The organism is Bacillus sp. USDA818B3_A (assembly GCF_009928415.1).
Classification (GTDB): Bacteria; Bacillota; Bacilli; order Bacillales; family Cytobacillaceae; genus Neobacillus.
Genome location: NZ_JAABNN010000014.1, coordinates 1 through 15635 on the forward strand (window position 1 = coordinate 1; position 15635 = coordinate 15635).

Sequence of the window (15635 nt, forward strand, 5' to 3'; positions counted from 1 at the left end):
CTCGGATTGGACTTTCACCAACTAGCAATTAACGGCTTGCTGGGCACGCAATAAACAAAAGCTAATCGAAAAGTTCGATTAGCTTTTTAATATAAAGTGATTACTGATTTGCTTTCTTAACCCATTCTGCTACTGTTACTGTTCGTTTCGCCTGGTGTTTCACTGCCGCCTGTACATCTTCAATCATTTTACCGTCTTGATCAACGGTAACACTTGTACCGTATGGATTGCCTCCAGCACCAAATGTTACTGGATCTGTGTAACCAGGAGCAGCAACGATGGCACCCCAATGATACATAGACGTATAAAGGGATAAAATAGTAGCTTCCTGGCCTCCATGAGAATTTTGCGCGGAACTCATTGCACTAACCACTTTATTCACTAACTTTCCATTAAACCAAAGACCGCCAGTCGTATCTAAAAATTGTTTCATTTGTGATGGCATATTACCGAAGCGAGTTGGAACACTGAAAATAATGGCATCTGCCCATTCCAGATCCTCCAATTTTACTTCTGGAACATCTTTTGTTTTTTCTACTGTTGCTTTCCAAACAGGATTCCCTTCGATTGCGGATTGTGGAGCAAGTTCAGGTACTTTTAAAACTTTTACTTCTGCACTAACTTCTTTAGCGCCTTCCTCTGCCCATCTAGCTAGCTGATAGTTTGTTCCACCCATGCTGTAATAAATTACTGCCAATTTAACATTTGCCATTTTATCTGCCTCCTTATTTGTTGAATTCCCAAAAAGTCTGGATAGGAAACCCACTTAAACTCACCGCCTATTATTACTTTCTTTTAATGTCTGCATTCATATACTAAGCATCTCTGTATACTCGCAAAGTTATCCGGAAAATAAGTGCTCCGATTTTTTTAATTTTTTCCAGATTTCGAGTACTCCATTTGGAACAACATTAGAAGTGACTCCATTCCCGGAGAAACAAAAAACCCGAATAAGGGACTTTTTTTTAAGTGTCCATTTTTCGGGTTATAGTTCAACTTTGGTATATCTCTTTTCTGGATCTAATATACTAACTACGATACTCTCTCCTGGGACTGATAAGCCTCATTTAATTAGGCGGAATTTTGAAATTCCCTTCATTATTCTTTTGGTTTTAGTGGTCCGTAAAAATAGGAAGCCGTCGCTCCACCGTCAATAAGGAAATCAGATCCTGTGATGAAAGCTCCCTGTGGCATCATCAGCAGCTCAGCAACATTTGCAACCTCATCAGCTGTTCCTGGTCGACGGGCAGGGCACTTGGCAAACATATTCTTATAGAACTCTCCTCTTGGACCATTGAACTCGTCTAAAGCCAATGGAGTTACGATAATTCCTGGAGAAATGGAATTGATACGAGCGTCTTTTTCTCCCCAGCGTATAGATTCAAACATAACACGCTTTACATTGCACCGTTTCGCCATTTGATAAGCATGCAACGTATCCTTGATATTTTCTGGCCGAAGGACTTCCAAACTAAGGAGTTCTTCAGTTGGTGTCGTTGCTAGTTGTTCATCAATTTCAACTCCCAATTGAGGCATTCTGTGTCCAGACTGACTTGATATTGTCACACCAACGCCTCCAGGAGCTATAACTTTTCCGACTTCCTCCAGCAGCACTGCCGTTCCGTACAAATCCACTTTCAAAATGGTTTCAATAGGTGCCTGACTAGGTGATACCCCAGATGCATTGATAAGAGCAGTGATTTCACCATACTTCTGACCTTCTGCTATTAAATTTAAAAGAGATTCTCTGGAAGAAATGTCCGTTTCGACTGGTATTACATCAAATCCCGCTTCATTCATAATTTTTGTAATAGCTTTGGCATTATCAAGGTTCTTATCACCAACAATAATTTTCTTACCAAAACCGATTCTTCTAGCTATCGCCATGCCAATCTGTCCAGCACCTGTCCAAAGTACAACTTCTTTCATTTTATTTCCTCCTTATTTTTCTTCTAGAATCAAGTTACTTTATAATGGTCTTACATTCAAACTGGGGCGATGATAAGTTTAAGACGCTTAATTTCACAAGTTTTAGTGCTACCTTATTTAATAAAACGCTGGTTTATCGCCTTCCGTATTTGGTTTGCTAACACCCCAACTGCGACGAACACCCCATTCTGGAGATTCGGCTATTTTGACAACCAAGGCCGCAATACTTTTACGGGAAATCTCTGTTCCCAAAAGTGGTTCACCCTTTTCCGTTATTTCATAGTCCACTTCGTTTTTGTTAGTGAACCATGTACATCTTAAAATAGTATAATCAATATCTGAGGCTTCAAGAATATTAGCAGCTTTTCGCCAATTATCCATGCCACTGCCAACCATATACTTATTCCATTCCCCAAACTTGCCAGGTACTTCGTCATTAATCCCTAAAATATTAATAAAAATTCCCCTTTTAACACTTGTGGCATTCATTGAATCGATTATGTTTTGAGTTTTTTGAACAATATCTGAGCCACCAATATTAGCATAAACAACATCTTGCCCTGCCATCGCTTCTTTCAACTTAGAAACATCGTTCACGTCACCTTCTATGACACGCTCCCGACCTAGATCAACGATTTTTAGTCTTTTTGAGTTACGCAGATAAAGTGTCAACTGAGCATCCGTTTCCTTTAGAAATAAATTAATAGCCATACGTGCAACTTGGCCATTTGCACTAAGGATTAATACATTAGTCAGCAACTTCAGCACCCCAATTCCCACAATATAAACACTAATACTTTAATGCACATCTGTTTATTATTATAAATAGATTCATCGTGCTTACAATGGTTAAATCAATGCATGTTGTTAATTAATGAACAATTCAATTAAAATTGTTTATGGACTTTTAAGAAATTTTACTAAACCAGGTCGTCTTTATTGCCTATTTCCTTATTTCTAGTTGTTTTAAAATTAAATATTGATTCATTATTGAACAACTGTATATAATTATAAACAGATATAGGATGCTGCTTACAATTGTTAATTCAACGCAATATGTATACTAATGAACAAATCATTTAATATTATTAATTATCCTTTAAGAAAGTTTGGTGAAGCTTAAAATGCCTAAAATAGATAGAAGAATTGCCAAAAGCCAAGAAGCCATAAAAAAAGCCTTGATTGATCTGATGTCTGAAAAAAGTTTTGATGACATCACGATACAGGATATTTCCGATCGAGCAAATGTTAGCCGAGGAACTATTTATCTCCACTACGTGGATAAGTTTGATTTACTGGATAAACTTATTGAGGAACATATTAACGAAATGGGAGAAATCTGTGAGGCAACTTCCGCAGAAGAATATAAAGATGCGAATCTTCCTTGGTTCGAATACCTTGAAAGTCACTTTTTATTCTTTTCAACGATGTTAAAGAGTAAGGGAGCTCCTTCTTTTCGTAGTCAGTTCCATGAGTTTCTTATCGAAGAGTTTAAGGATGAGGTTGATACATCACAAGGAAAGAACGATGAATTAAATGAAGATGTTCTACTGCAATTTATTGTCACTTCATATGTTGGGATTGTGGAATGGTGGATCACCAATGGAATGCCTTATCCACCCCAAGTCATGGCAGAACAGGTGGGGATTTTGTTAGAGAGGAATCTATAATTTTCTTCCCATTTGATTCCAATAAAGTAATAGGTACTTAATGCTTAATAAAGATACACCGTATGCGGTTGTATCCGCCTACGGTGTATCTTTATTAACCTTATTTTAATTAGAAGTGTGTTTCATTAATATCAATTTTGGATAAAGCTTCATTTAGGCTATTTAATTCTTCTTTTGTTAATTCTATATCCGCTCCACCTAAGTTTTCTTCTAATCTGTGTAATTTTGTAGTACCTGGGATTGGAATAATAAATGGCTTTTGAGCTAATTCCCATGCTAGTACAACTTGAGCAGATGTTGCTTTTTTGCTTTCAGCAACTTCAGCAATTAATTCTAATAAAGCTTGATTATGGTCAATTACTTCAGGTTTGAATCTTCCCATGAAGCTTCTAAAGTCGCCCTCTTCATATTTTGTTTCTTTTGTATATTTTCCGCTTAAGAAACCATTTCCTAATGGACTGTAAGCAACAAAAGAAATCCCTAACTCTTCACATATATCAAATAATTCTTTTTCTGGTTCACGCCACATCATGGAGTATTGATTTTCTATGGCTGCAATCGGACAAACAGCGTGTGCACGTTTCATATAATCAATTGGTGCATTCGATAATCCCCATGCTTTAATTTTCCCTTCAGCCATTAGCTCTTTCATCGTTGCTGCAACAGTTTCTGGTTCTACATTAGGGTCAATACGATGTTGATAATACAAATCAATGCAATCTACTTTCAATCTTTTTAAAGAACCCTTTACTTGTTCTCTAATGGATTCTGGTGTGCTATTTAAAATATGTTGAAGATGGTCGTTTACAATTTCTGTTCCAGTTATTCCAAATTTAGTCGCAATTACAACTTGTTCTCTTACTGGTGCAAGTGATTCGCCCAATAATTCTTCATTGGATTCTCCATAAACAACAGCTGTATCAAAGAAATTACAGCCTAGTTCAACAGCTCTACGAATCAATTTGACCATTTCATCACGATCAGCTGGCTTTCCATAAGCATGATCCATTCCCATACAGCCTAAACCAATCGAAGAGACTCTTATGCCGCTGTTTCCTAATTCTCTCATTTTCATTTTACTCATCCCCTAAAGAAGCTTACTCTTCCATGTGTTTAAATCATATAACTGCAAAAGCATATTTTAAATGTCGATAATCAAAAAGGAAGTCCTACTAGCTTCCTTTTTGTCAATAAATCTATTACTATAAGTAACTTTTTCGGTATCATCATCCATTATTGATTGCTGCCTTGGCATTCGTTGAGACTGAATGAGCTGTTCAGACTAAGGACAATTCCAGATGCTCCTGGAGCTAGCGATACTAGATTATAGTTCTGAACCGCCCCAAACGTCCAACAAGCTATCTCCCATAGCATTAATAGGATGACAGTGGATACTACCCATCCAGAACCACCAAGGGACAACAATACCATAGCAAAAACTTGTATGAACATAGATCCTATAAGTGTGCGGAATGCACTAATAATTTTGTATTTCAACTCCTAATTAATCATAATTATTATGTGTTTCAATATCACTTCATAATTATGACCCAAATTGAAATCACTAGGGTATCACAATCGTGTCAAATGATTGCCAAATCCTCTCACAGTCATTTACCTAAAAAGTGAATTAGCATTATAAAAGGACCATCACAGTAATAAAATTTTACTTTCTAATTACTTGTTGCTATTGCATATACTGGACACCAATCTTCTCCACGTTTCTCAAGATGCATTTCCATTTTCATACTCCAAGTAGTTCTAAAGCTATAAATTCTAGCGTCAATTTTGGTATCACAAATAAGAGTAGCTGTATTACCATCTATTATGATTGTTATTTTTTGAGGCATGGTTATAAAGTATTTCATTTGCTCATTTTCTATTTGTTCAAGCCATTCTTGCTTAGGTTGATGATAACCAGTCATGTGTACTAATACATAATTGTCATCAAGGATTGTTTTCAAGCTTTTAGTGTCTTTATTCACCATTGCATCATCAATCTGTTGATAAACTGCTAGGATTTTTTGTTTATCTTCCATATTGTACTTGTGACCTCCCCATAAGAAACAGCGGCAAATCATGTATTTACCGCTGTTTTTTTATTATATATTAATTATGCTCACCCTACTTATAAGGGTTTATTTACACCCAAGCTGCTACGAACTTCCAATCCTGCTGTAACAGCTAATTTAACAATCAAATCTGCAATACTCTTTCGTGATACATCATGCCCTTTAAATGGTTCACCTTTTTGGGTTGTTTCATATTCAATTTCATCTTTATTGGTAAACCATCCTGGTCTCAAAATCGTATAGTCAAGGTTTGAGGTTTCAATAATCGCAGCTGACTTTCGATATGGATTTAAGATACTACCATGTCTTTCTCCTGGGACTTCATCATAAATCCCCATTGAGCTGATCCAAATTAAGCGTTTAACACCTGTAGCGTCCATTGCCTCCACAACTGTTTTTGCCATTTGTTCCAGATTACCTGCAAGATTGGCATAGACAACATCCTTTCCAATCATCGCCTCTTTTAGTTTTTCAAGGTCCATAACGTCCCCTTCGATTACTCGAACACGATTTGAATCGATATTTCTAATTCTTCGTGAATTACGCAAATAAAGCGTTAACTGCGCATCGGTTTCTTTGAGGAACCTATCAATAGCTACACGGGCAAGTGACCCGTTTGCTCCAATGATTAAAACATTAGTCATATTTAAACATCCTTTCATTTATTGTTAGGGAACCCCTAAGCAAATCGGTACGGCCTCCTTTAGGGATCCCTCTATGAACCAGTTTTTGTTTAAGCTAAAATTCCAAATGTAAACAAATTAGCTTTGTAATGTTCGTTTGTCATTAATCGAAAAGTGAGAAATACGAGTTTTGATTAACCATTTTCCGTTATGATGCACATACTCATCATCATATCGAATACTACTATCGGTAATAACTTCTTTCCCATCTTCTTCACTCACTAATTTAACTTGACAGTAGGCAATACCTGTTGCAGTATCTCCATCAATTTTGACAACTTGTTGTCCGTTCATATGAAATGAACGTTTAACATTAGCTGTGAAACTTGTGAATACCTCTTCCAATTGTTTTGTGCCTGAAATATCAAACAATAATTCGTCCCCCATGTAGACCTGAACCTTAGTATCAGGGGTGAATAAAGGCATTTGTTCTGGAATCTTTTTTTCATCTGCCAAATTTGAGAAAGTATCAACCACCTCTTTTAATTCTGCTTTTGCTTGTAAAATTTCTAATGACATGGAATTTCCTCCTTATTTTTAATTTCTGTTCCTGTGATTTCTAGTGAGTTAAGAACAGAAAAATTGTTTTCTTATTCCTCTATCTTGTTGTCATTGATAATTCACATTGATGAATTATGTGACATCTGTATATAATTATAAACAGAAACAAAATGTCTACAATTGTCAATTAACCTTGATTCGTGAATTAGTGCACAAATAGATCAAAATTGTTAATTATCTTTTAGAAAGTATGGTGACCCTCACAATGTCTAAGGTGGATAGAAGAATACTCAAATCTCAAGAAGCCATAAAAAAAGCTGTTATTGAACTTATGTCTGAAAAAAATTTTGATCAAATTACGTTACAAGAAATTTCCGACAGAGCAAATGTTAGCCGACGAACCATCTACCTTCATTACCTGGATAAATTTGATTTGCTGGATAAGCTTATTGAAGAACATATTAACGAACTAAGAGAATTGGCGGTATCGGCAACTGGTCTGGATTTTATAGATGGAAACCTGATTTGGTTCCAATACTTTGAAAGTCATTTTTTATTCTTTTCCACCATGTTAGCCAGTAAAGGAGCCCCTTCTTTCCGTAAGCAGTTCCTTGAGTTTGTTATCGAAGGGTTAAAGGGTGAAGTGAATATAACAGAAGGGATCAATAACGGAATACATGAAGAAGTTATTCTTCGATTTATTGCAGGGGCTTATGTAGAGATTGTGGAATGGTGGTTTACGAATGGAATGCCTTTTACGCCTCAAACTATGGCGGAACAGGTTGGTATTTTGATTGAGAGGATTGCATAGTTTAAAAAATATCATAAAAAACCCTGATCTCCTTCTTTATTTAAGGAAATCAGGGTTATCTATATTAAAGGGCTATTGCCGAAATAACATTACTTTGAACATACTACAGGATGTGGAACATAAAGTTCTTCCAAATAGCCACTTCTACAGTTATTAACTTAATCGATCGCAAATAGCTGTTGTTGTATCTTCAGGATAAGACACTTTCATTGCAGAACTATTTCTATTTAAAACCAACTATTGAATTTGGGACATACGCCTCTTCCAGAAAAGCAATTTCGTAAGATGTTAACGTAGTTATGACTTTTAAAAATCTAATTTCAAACACTTTTACACCAGAATTAATTATGACCAACTATTGAATGAGGCACATATGGCTCTTCTAGAAAAGCAACTTCTTCAGGTGTTAACTTGAGAGATAGAGCACCTACCGCATCATCAAGCTGAGAAATTTTCGTAGCTCCAATAATAGGAGCTGTTATAGGTTCCTTCTGAAGCAACCATGCGAGTGCGACATGAATACGAGGAACACTATGTTTCTCTGCGATTAAAGCAACTCGTTCTACGACTAGTCTATCTAAATCCGCAGATGGTTCATATTTAGATTTTAGAATCTTGTCTGTTTCTGACCGATGAGTCTTTTCCGACCAATCACGTGTCAATCTGCCTGATGCGAGCGGACTATATGGGGTCACCCCTATTTTTTCTTCCTTACAAAGAGGCAACATCTCCCTTTCCTCTTCACGGTATATAAGATTGAGATGATTTTGCATGGAGACAAATCGAGTCCACCCATTTTTTTCTGCTACATGTAAAGCCTTTTGGAACTGCCATGTGTACATAGCAGAAGCACCTATGTATCTTGCCTTTCCAGACTTCACCACATCATGTAATGCTTCCATTGTTTCTTCAATTAGGGTATTGTAATCCCAGCGGTGGATGATATAAAGATCTACATAATCTGTTCCCAGTCTCTTAAGACTTTTATCAATTTCACTCAGGATGGCCTTTCGGGAAAGCCCAGAACCATTCGGGCCATGATGCATACGCCCCCAAACCTTCGTAGCGAGCACAATTTCATCCCGATTGGCATAACCCTTTAATGCCCGTCCAACAATCTCTTCACTGGTTCCACCTGCATAAATATTTGCTGTATCAAAAAAGTTAATACCATGATCCAGGGCTTTTTTAATAATAGGACGGCTGTTCTCCTCATTAAGTACCCATTGATGGCCTCCTGGCTGAACCTCACCAAAGCTCATACAGCCAAGGCAGAGTCTAGAAACATCTAATCCCGTATTTCCGAGTTTTGTATATTCCATTTTCTATTCACTCACTTTCAAAATATTTTTAATCTTCAATTTCAAGTATAAAAATAAATGTGAGACTTACAATTGTTAAATGATTAAAATTTGTTAATTAATGAACAACTCTATTAAAATTGTTCATTATTTTTATAAAAGGACAATTTATAAGAATGTATGATCGAATATTGTGTAAGGGGATTTTTTCCTATGTCTGCACTGCAAAAAAAAGAGTGACTTTTATAGTCACTCTTTCATTAACTAATTCCATTCAACAAAAAAAGGTATTATTTATAGTTGATAACTTTCATTCAGTCATGGGACCGTTTATTTATTTGATAGGTCTATTCGAAAGATCAGTCTAGTTTTCTTACTTCAAATGGTAATAACTCTCGTTCAATTTGTGCTCTATGTGGTTCATACTGTGAGGGCAGCATTAGTTTTTCACCCATTGTTTCATGTGATTCATCATGCGCGAATCCTGGAGGATCCGTCGCAATTTCAAATAGAATTTCCCCATGCTCTCTAAAATAGATGGCATTAAAATAATTTCTGTCCCGTACGGCAGTGACACCATACCCATTGGCGGCAACATATTTTTGCCAATCCAGCTGATCTTTATCATCAATTGCGCGCCAGGCAATGTGGTGAACCGTTCCCACGCCCATTTGTCCACGTCCAATTGGAGTTAATTTAAGGTCGATCATATTGCCAATATCAGCAGTGGATCTGAAACGTGTAAAATCTCCTTCCTTCCCCACCAATTCAAGCCCCATAACATCTTCTAACAATTGAGCCGTTTTGTTAGGCTGAGTGGATAAAAGAGTCGCTCCTCCAAATCCTTTAATAGCAACTTCTGGTGTTACTTCTCCAAAGGTCCAAGTATTAACTTCCCCTGCTTCTCTTTCTACTATTTCAAGATGAAGACCATGAGGATCATCAAATTCCAAATTCTGCTCCCCAAAACGTTCCATGATTGTAAAAGGAATATTGAATTTTTCTAATCTGTTTTTCCAGAATTCGAATGCTCCCTTTGGAACGACATAAGAGGTAACTCCTACTTGACCGTCTCCAATGATTCCTTGACGAGCCCCTGCCCATGGAAAGAATGTAATAATCGTTCCTGGTTTTCCGCCTTCATTACCAAAATACAGGTGATACGTGCCAGGATCATCAAAATTGACCGTTTGCTTAACTAACCGTAACCCTAAAACCCCTGCATAGAAGTCGACATTCTCTTGTGGATGCCCTACGATTGCTGTGATATGGTGAATACCCATTGTTTTCTTACTCATTGCTAACACCCCTTTTTAAGGAAATAGTTAATAGACCTTAATAACCTAGTTTGTTCCTAATTCAAAAATCAATTAATTTAAAAATCTTTAATTCGAGATAGTTTAAAATAAAAATGCATCTAAAGCATATTGTCCTGGACCAATTAATGCGATCCCAATCACAACAGCAATCAATGTCAGATTATATTCATATCCATTTGATGTGGCCCATAATCCGTTTTGTCCGTGCACCTTAATAATTGCCATAATCATTGTTCCTGCAATCATAATTGCTGCAAGTGGGGTTAATAGCCCTATAGCAAATAAAATACCACCAATAAGTTCTGCTAATCCTGCAAAAAGAGCAATGGTTACTCCCGGCTTCATGCCAATCGATTCAAACCAGCCTCCTGTACCTTTTAAGCCATAACCTCCGAATGAGCCAAACAACTTTTGAGCTCCATGACCTACAAATAATAACCCTACTACTAAACGAATGATTAATAAACCAATATTTATCATCATAAAAATCCTCCTAAATTTAATTTTATCTCGAATTCGAGATATATAATCAAAAAAAATTAGTCCTAGCTTCTTTATAATCATTGCACGAATGTTTCTATCCCCCCAAAAAACTTTTAATTAATTTATCTTGAATCTGAGATAATCTTAATACGTCTCATCTTTTTTGTCAATCATCTTTTTTATTTTATTCAAAAGTCAGTTTAAGCTTGTCATAAAAATGAATAGCTTTTTGGTAATCCTCCTGCGTATCAACATCCATAATGACTCCAGGGTCATCCACATTGATGTATTCCTTTTCGTAACCATTAAGGACGACTCGTAAATTACTTTCTGGATGGGTTTCGAGAATTTTCTGTTTCACTTGCTCTGATAATTTGATGGGGTGACCACCTTTAAATTGAAAGCTGGGAATCACTACGCTTCCTTTGTGTTTGGCTAGTAGCTGAACCGTCTCTTTTTTTACAAGCGGACAATCTCCTGGAGTTATAAAGAAGGTTTCTGCTTTTACTTCGTTGCAGCCCTTTTGAATGGAAGTAAACATCCCTTGATGAAAGTTTTCATTATAAACAAACTTTAGCTGAAATGAATAGGTATTTTTATTGGCCATTTTTGCGATTTCCTCTTGGATAAGTTCTGCTCTAAACCCACCTAAGACGATGACTCTGCTGCATAAGCCTTCAAATATAGAAATCGTATGCTCTAACACAGACATGTGCCCTAGCGGCAAAGTCATTTTAAATGCATTTGCTCGATTGGAATATCCAGCGGCTAAGACGATCACTTCCATTATTTCACCCTCTATGTTTCCTTTTATCAATCTACTAGTCTTTAGTTTATTCCCATGCAGCCTTGAATATGAACTAATGATTCTCCATACAAAAAACACTCACAAATATTGATAAAACAAAATCTGTGAGTGCTCCTCGGATTGCCTTTCTAAAACACCTTTGATTCCCATCATCCTTTAAAAATCATCAAACAATAGGTGCATCGAATTAATTGGTTCGATGCGTTCAATATTATAATTTATTATACGTTTCATCATCGACAGGTTCTAACCATTCCGGCTTTCCTGCAGTGATGGCAATGTGTACAAACCAGCTATCTTTTGTAGCGCCATGCCAGTGCTTTACACCATTGTGAGTGACTATAACATCGCCAGCTTTTAATAATTGAGCTGGTTTTCCTTCTTCCTGGTACCAGCCTTCGCCACCAGTTACCAATAAAATTTGAAATCCATCACGATGGATATGCCAGTTGTTTCGGCATCCTGGTTCAAAAGTCACATTCCCAACACCAACGTTGACTTCAGGGTCAGACACTAATCCTTTAAGATAACTTTGTCCCACAAAAAATTGTGAAAAAGGATTTTTTTCACCCGCTGGGAAAATAACGCCATTTTTTACTTCTTCATGTTTTGCCATTTTTAATTCCTCCATTTCACCTTATCTTAATTTTCCGCCAAATACCGGGAAGAAGCTATGCTCACCATAATTCTTTATGTGCTCTACATTCTTCAACGTCTCCATATCTTCATCGCTAATAGTAAAATCAAGTTCGGCATTGTTCCTCATGTGATCCGGATTTGCCGTCTTAGGAATGACTACTAGACCAAGCTGGATATCATAACGCAGGCAAAGTTGAGCAACTGATACTCCATACTTATCAGCAATTACTTTCACTTCGGCATGATCGAGAACTGCACCGTGTGCAATTGGTGAATAGGCCTCTACTAGGATGTCATTCTTCTGGCAGAATTCAATTAGTTCCAGAGGAGTATTGCTGACATGTGCCAAAATTTGATTGACCATTGGCTTGATTTCACAGTTTGCAAGAATATTCTCTACATCATCCTGAAGGAAGTTAGAAAGACCGATTGCCTTTACCTTGCCTTTCTTATAAGCATCCTCCATCGCTTGCCATACTTCCTTGTTTTCCTGGAAATAACGGTTCTCCTCACGGAACTCCGTCCAAGGCTGCGGGCTGTGGATAATCAGTAGGTCAATGTAATCCATTCCCAACTTTGTTAAAGACTCATCAATGGACTGCGCTGCTGCCTCGTAAGTTTTTGCTTCTGCAGCAACCTTTGTCGTGATGAAAAGTTCTTCTCTCTCCACTCCGCAGGAACGGATTCCTTCGCCAACACCCCTTTCATTCATATAAGCCTGAGCCGTATCAATATGACGATATCCGATCGATACCGCTTCTACCACTGCTTGTGCTGCCTGTGCCTCGTCAAGCAGCCAGGTGCCAAGACCTAATTTTGGGATTTCTACACCATTTGATAATTTGTAGGTTTCGTTAAACATGCTCTTGTCTCCTTTATATTAATCAACATCTGTTTATTATTATAAAAAAGCCCTTCATACTTTCAATGGTTAAATTAGCGCAAATCGTTGATTACTCAACAAATCAAGTAACATTGTTGATTATCTTTTAGAATAGAAGCGGTTTTGTCGACAAGGAAACTGCTTTTCTTATTATTCATCCAAGAAAAAGAAAAAAAACCGACTTTCCTAATTGGAAAATCGGTTTTTTTGATTAAACTTATTTTGTTACCAACAACCATTGATGCTGCTGCTGTAAGTGTGAAGGTTCTTTTACTTCCCAATTAGTTGAACTTTCTTCATCTTAAGGTCGAAGCGGTCTGCATTCATTACCTTGACCCATGCAGTTATAAAGTCACGTACAAATTTTTCTTTGTTATCATCTTGGGCATAAAGTTCTGCAATCGCACGCAGTTCTGAGTTTGAGCCAAATATTAGGTCAGCTCTGGTCGCTGTATACGCGACTTGACCTGTCTTGCGGTCACGTACTTCATATACACCGCCGTCCGCAGGCTTCCACTCATATTTCATATCTACCAGGTTAACAAAGAAGTCGTTCGTAAGTGTACCGACACGATCTGTGAACACACCGTGCTTTGAGCCATCATAGTTTGCCCCTAGAACACGCATGCCGCCGACAAGTACGGTCATTTCTGGTGAGGTTAGGTTTAGTAGTTGTGCCTTGTCGACTAGAAGTTCTTCTGCACTTACACTGTACTGTCCCTTCTGATAGTTACGGAATCCATCAGCGATTGGCTCAAGCACCGCAAAGCTGTCTACATCTGTTTGTTCCTGTGTGGCATCGCCACGTCCAGTGGCAAACGGAACAATTACGTCAAAGCCCGCATCTTTTGCAGCTTTTTCTACTGCTGCGCAGCCGCCAAGGACAATCAAATCAGCCATGCTCACCTTCTTTTCTAGATGAGTTTGAATGCTCTCGAGTACAGTGAGAACTTTTCCGAGTTGTTCAGGCTGATTGACTTCCCAATCCTTCTGCGGAGCAAGTCGGATCCGGGCACCATTTGCACCGCCGCGATTATCCGAACCACGGAAAGTACTTGCTGAAGCCCAAGCCGTTCTGACTAATTCGCTAATGGTCAGACCTGAATCCAAGATCAACGTTTTAATCTTTTCTACTTCTGCACCTGTTAATTCATAATCAACCGCAGGTACAGGATCTTGCCAAATAAGCTCTTCTTCTGGCACCTCGGGACCAAGATATCTTGAAACAGGACCCATGTCACGGTGGGTTAGTTTGAACCATGCACGAGCAAATGCCTCTTTAAACTCTTCTGGATTCTCATGGAAACGGCGCGAAATTTTTTCGTAAATTGGATCATAACGCAAGGCCAAATCCGATGTGAACATGACGGTCGGAACACGCTTTGATGCATCCTCTGCATCCGGAGCAAGATGTTCTTCAGCAGGATCTACAGCAAGCCACTGATAGGCACCTGCAGGGCTCTTTGTAAGCCACCATTGATAGCCAAACAATAAATCAAAGTAACCGTTATCCCACTGTGTTGGATTAGCAGTCCAAGAACCTTCAAGACCGCTGGTGATGGTGTCACGGCCTTTACCGCTGCCGTATGTACTTGCCCATCCTAATCCTTGTGCTTCAATAGGAGCGGCTTCTGGTTCCGGTCCAACATGAGAAGCATCTCCCGCACCGTGAGCCTTACCAAAAGTATGCCCTCCAGCTATTAGTGCAACTGTTTCTTCATCGTTCATTCCCATACGTCCAAAGGTTTCGCGAATGTCCCTAGCACTTGCAACCGGATCTGGTTTACCGTTTGGACCTTCCGGATTAACATAGATAAGACCCATCTGAACGGCAGCAAGCGGATTCTCAAGCTCACGATCACCTGTGTAACGGTTATCACCCAGCATTTCCGTTTCTGCACCCCAATAGATGTCCTCTTCTGGATGCCAAATGTCTGCGCGTCCGCCCCCAAAACCAAATGTTTTGCCGCCCATTGATTCAATCGCAACATTACCTGATAAAATCATCAAGTCGGCCCAAGAGATCTTGTTGCCATACTTCTGCTTAACAGGCCAGAGCAGTCGTCGTGCCTTATCAAGGCTAGTGTTGTCAGCCCAGCTGTTTAATGGAGCAAAACGCTGGTTGCCCGTTCCGCCTCCCCCGCGGCCGTCTCCTGTACGATAAGAACCTGCGGAGTGCCACGCCATACGGATGAAGAATGGACCATAATGTCCATAGTCAGCAGGCCACCAATCTTGGCTGTTCGTCATTAGTTCTTTTAGATCCTCTTTAAGAGCATGGTAGTCTAATTTTTGAAATTCCTCTGTATAATCAAAGTCTTCCCCCATTGGATTAGACTTTCTGTCATGTTGCCGAAGTATATTCAAGTTTAACTGGTTTGGCCACCAATCTCTATTGGTTGTGCCCTTGGAATTGTTACTAGAAGCACCGCCGTGAAACGGGCACTTGCTAACATTAGCATTTTCTTTATTCTCCATTTTGCTATCTCCTCTCCTTGTAGCAGACAATTTGTCCCTATGATACTAATCTTACTAA

Annotated in this window: 17 protein-coding genes; 2 read left to right on the plus strand and 15 right to left on the minus strand. The window is 38.4% G+C overall.

Features of this window, described 5'->3' with window-relative positions:
• Nucleotides 1-100: 100 nt before the first annotated feature.
• The 3 genes from wrbA to GXK58_RS18730 all read right to left on the minus strand — a co-directional run bounded on the left by wrbA (nt 101) and on the right by GXK58_RS18730 (nt 2688).
• Entirely contained in the window at nt 101-712 is a 612-nt protein-coding gene (gene wrbA, locus GXK58_RS18720) for an NAD(P)H:quinone oxidoreductase (protein ID WP_160724702.1), read from the minus strand.
• Between the two features lie 386 nt (nt 713-1098).
• Entirely contained in the window at nt 1099-1929 is an 831-nt protein-coding gene (locus GXK58_RS18725) for an SDR family oxidoreductase (protein WP_160724703.1), read from the minus strand.
• A 117-nt stretch (nt 1930-2046) separates the two neighbouring features.
• Nucleotides 2047-2688 carry an SDR family oxidoreductase gene (locus GXK58_RS18730; RefSeq protein WP_237389715.1) on the minus strand — a complete coding sequence of 214 codons (642 nt, stop codon included), beginning with the start codon at nt 2686-2688 and terminating at the stop codon, nt 2047-2049.
• A gap of 365 nt (nt 2689-3053) precedes the next feature.
• Between GXK58_RS18730 and GXK58_RS18735 the strand changes: the two genes are divergently transcribed.
• On the plus strand, nt 3054-3599 hold the full coding sequence (locus tag GXK58_RS18735; RefSeq protein ID WP_160724704.1) for a TetR/AcrR family transcriptional regulator: 546 nt from the start codon (nt 3054-3056) through the stop codon (nt 3597-3599).
• A gap of 109 nt (nt 3600-3708) precedes the next feature.
• Here GXK58_RS18735 and GXK58_RS18740 read toward each other — a convergent pair whose 3' ends face one another.
• From GXK58_RS18740 to GXK58_RS18760, 5 genes are all read right to left on the minus strand, one after another.
• Nucleotides 3709-4674 (minus strand): aldo/keto reductase, encoded by a 966-nt coding sequence (locus GXK58_RS18740; RefSeq protein ID WP_160724705.1) that lies wholly within the window; start codon nt 4672-4674, stop codon nt 3709-3711.
• 158 nt (nt 4675-4832) lie between these two features.
• Nucleotides 4833-5051 (minus strand): hypothetical protein, encoded by a 219-nt coding sequence (locus tag GXK58_RS18745; RefSeq protein ID WP_160724706.1) that lies wholly within the window; start codon nt 5049-5051, stop codon nt 4833-4835.
• A gap of 221 nt (nt 5052-5272) precedes the next feature.
• Nucleotides 5273-5638 carry a nuclear transport factor 2 family protein gene (locus GXK58_RS18750; protein ID WP_160724707.1) on the minus strand — a complete coding sequence of 122 codons (366 nt, stop codon included), beginning with the start codon at nt 5636-5638 and terminating at the stop codon, nt 5273-5275.
• 89 nt (nt 5639-5727) lie between these two features.
• The gene (locus GXK58_RS18755; RefSeq protein ID WP_160724708.1) at nt 5728-6315 is read right to left on the minus strand and encodes an SDR family oxidoreductase; all 588 of its coding nucleotides are present in this window, start codon (nt 6313-6315) and stop codon (nt 5728-5730) included.
• A 117-nt stretch (nt 6316-6432) separates the two neighbouring features.
• The gene (locus GXK58_RS18760; protein WP_160724709.1) at nt 6433-6873 is read right to left on the minus strand and encodes a nuclear transport factor 2 family protein; all 441 of its coding nucleotides are present in this window, start codon (nt 6871-6873) and stop codon (nt 6433-6435) included.
• A gap of 247 nt (nt 6874-7120) precedes the next feature.
• On the opposite strand from GXK58_RS18760, the gene GXK58_RS18765 reads away from it, so the two are divergent.
• Complete coding sequence (locus tag GXK58_RS18765) at nt 7121-7666, plus strand: TetR/AcrR family transcriptional regulator (protein WP_160724710.1); 546 nt, start codon at nt 7121-7123, stop codon at nt 7664-7666.
• 341 nt (nt 7667-8007) lie between these two features.
• On the opposite strand, the gene GXK58_RS18770 is transcribed toward GXK58_RS18765, so the two are convergent.
• From GXK58_RS18770 to katG, 7 genes are all read right to left on the minus strand, one after another.
• A complete protein-coding gene (locus GXK58_RS18770) occupies nt 8008-8988 on the minus strand; it encodes an aldo/keto reductase (protein ID WP_160724711.1) in 981 nt (326 codons plus the stop codon).
• 338 nt (nt 8989-9326) lie between these two features.
• Nucleotides 9327-10265, minus strand: a complete 939-nt coding sequence (locus GXK58_RS18775) for a ring-cleaving dioxygenase (protein WP_160724712.1) — start codon at nt 10263-10265, stop codon at nt 9327-9329.
• 102 nt (nt 10266-10367) lie between these two features.
• Nucleotides 10368-10766: a DoxX family protein gene (locus GXK58_RS18780; protein WP_160724813.1), complete on the minus strand. Its 399-nt coding sequence runs from the start codon at nt 10764-10766 to the stop codon at nt 10368-10370.
• A 187-nt stretch (nt 10767-10953) separates the two neighbouring features.
• Entirely contained in the window at nt 10954-11556 is a 603-nt protein-coding gene (locus GXK58_RS18785) for a nucleotidyltransferase family protein (RefSeq protein WP_160724713.1), read from the minus strand.
• Between the two features lie 232 nt (nt 11557-11788).
• Nucleotides 11789-12193: a cupin domain-containing protein gene (locus GXK58_RS18790; protein ID WP_160724714.1), complete on the minus strand. Its 405-nt coding sequence runs from the start codon at nt 12191-12193 to the stop codon at nt 11789-11791.
• Between the two features lie 21 nt (nt 12194-12214).
• On the minus strand, nt 12215-13078 hold the full coding sequence (locus GXK58_RS18795) for an aldo/keto reductase (protein ID WP_160724715.1): 864 nt from the start codon (nt 13076-13078) through the stop codon (nt 12215-12217).
• 291 nt (nt 13079-13369) lie between these two features.
• Nucleotides 13370-15577 (minus strand): catalase/peroxidase HPI, encoded by a 2208-nt coding sequence (gene katG / locus GXK58_RS18800; RefSeq protein WP_160724716.1) that lies wholly within the window; start codon nt 15575-15577, stop codon nt 13370-13372.
• Nucleotides 15578-15635 lie beyond the last annotated feature (58 nt).

What these genes read in the sequence shown, in the direction of transcription:
- GXK58_RS18740 (WP_160724705.1), bottom strand. Translation starts at nt 4,674, where the DNA reads ATGAAAATGAGAGAATTAGGAAACAGCGGCATAAGAGTCTCTTCGATT.
- GXK58_RS18745 (WP_160724706.1), bottom strand. Translation starts at nt 5,051, where the DNA reads ATGTTCATACAAGTTTTTGCTATGGTATTGTTGTCCCTTGGTGGTTCT.
- GXK58_RS18760 (WP_160724709.1), bottom strand. Translation starts at nt 6,873, where the DNA reads ATGTCATTAGAAATTTTACAAGCAAAAGCAGAATTAAAAGAGGTGGTT.
- katG (WP_160724716.1), bottom strand. Translation starts at nt 15,577, where the DNA reads ATGGAGAATAAAGAAAATGCTAATGTTAGCAAGTGCCCGTTTCACGGC.
- GXK58_RS18790 (WP_160724714.1), bottom strand. Translation starts at nt 12,193, where the DNA reads ATGGCAAAACATGAAGAAGTAAAAAATGGCGTTATTTTCCCAGCGGGT.
- GXK58_RS18775 (WP_160724712.1), bottom strand. Translation starts at nt 10,265, where the DNA reads ATGAGTAAGAAAACAATGGGTATTCACCATATCACAGCAATCGTAGGG.
- wrbA (WP_160724702.1), bottom strand. Translation starts at nt 712, where the DNA reads ATGGCAAATGTTAAATTGGCAGTAATTTATTACAGCATGGGTGGAACA.
- GXK58_RS18770 (WP_160724711.1), bottom strand. Translation starts at nt 8,988, where the DNA reads ATGGAATATACAAAACTCGGAAATACGGGATTAGATGTTTCTAGACTC.
- GXK58_RS18795 (WP_160724715.1), bottom strand. Translation starts at nt 13,078, where the DNA reads ATGTTTAACGAAACCTACAAATTATCAAATGGTGTAGAAATCCCAAAA.
- GXK58_RS18735 (WP_160724704.1), top strand. Translation starts at nt 3,054, where the DNA reads ATGCCTAAAATAGATAGAAGAATTGCCAAAAGCCAAGAAGCCATAAAA.
- GXK58_RS18750 (WP_160724707.1), bottom strand. Translation starts at nt 5,638, where the DNA reads ATGGAAGATAAACAAAAAATCCTAGCAGTTTATCAACAGATTGATGAT.
- GXK58_RS18725 (WP_160724703.1), bottom strand. Translation starts at nt 1,929, where the DNA reads ATGAAAGAAGTTGTACTTTGGACAGGTGCTGGACAGATTGGCATGGCG.
- GXK58_RS18785 (WP_160724713.1), bottom strand. Translation starts at nt 11,556, where the DNA reads ATGGAAGTGATCGTCTTAGCCGCTGGATATTCCAATCGAGCAAATGCA.
- GXK58_RS18780 (WP_160724813.1), bottom strand. Translation starts at nt 10,766, where the DNA reads ATGATAAATATTGGTTTATTAATCATTCGTTTAGTAGTAGGGTTATTA.
- GXK58_RS18765 (WP_160724710.1), top strand. Translation starts at nt 7,121, where the DNA reads ATGTCTAAGGTGGATAGAAGAATACTCAAATCTCAAGAAGCCATAAAA.
- GXK58_RS18755 (WP_160724708.1), bottom strand. Translation starts at nt 6,315, where the DNA reads ATGACTAATGTTTTAATCATTGGAGCAAACGGGTCACTTGCCCGTGTA.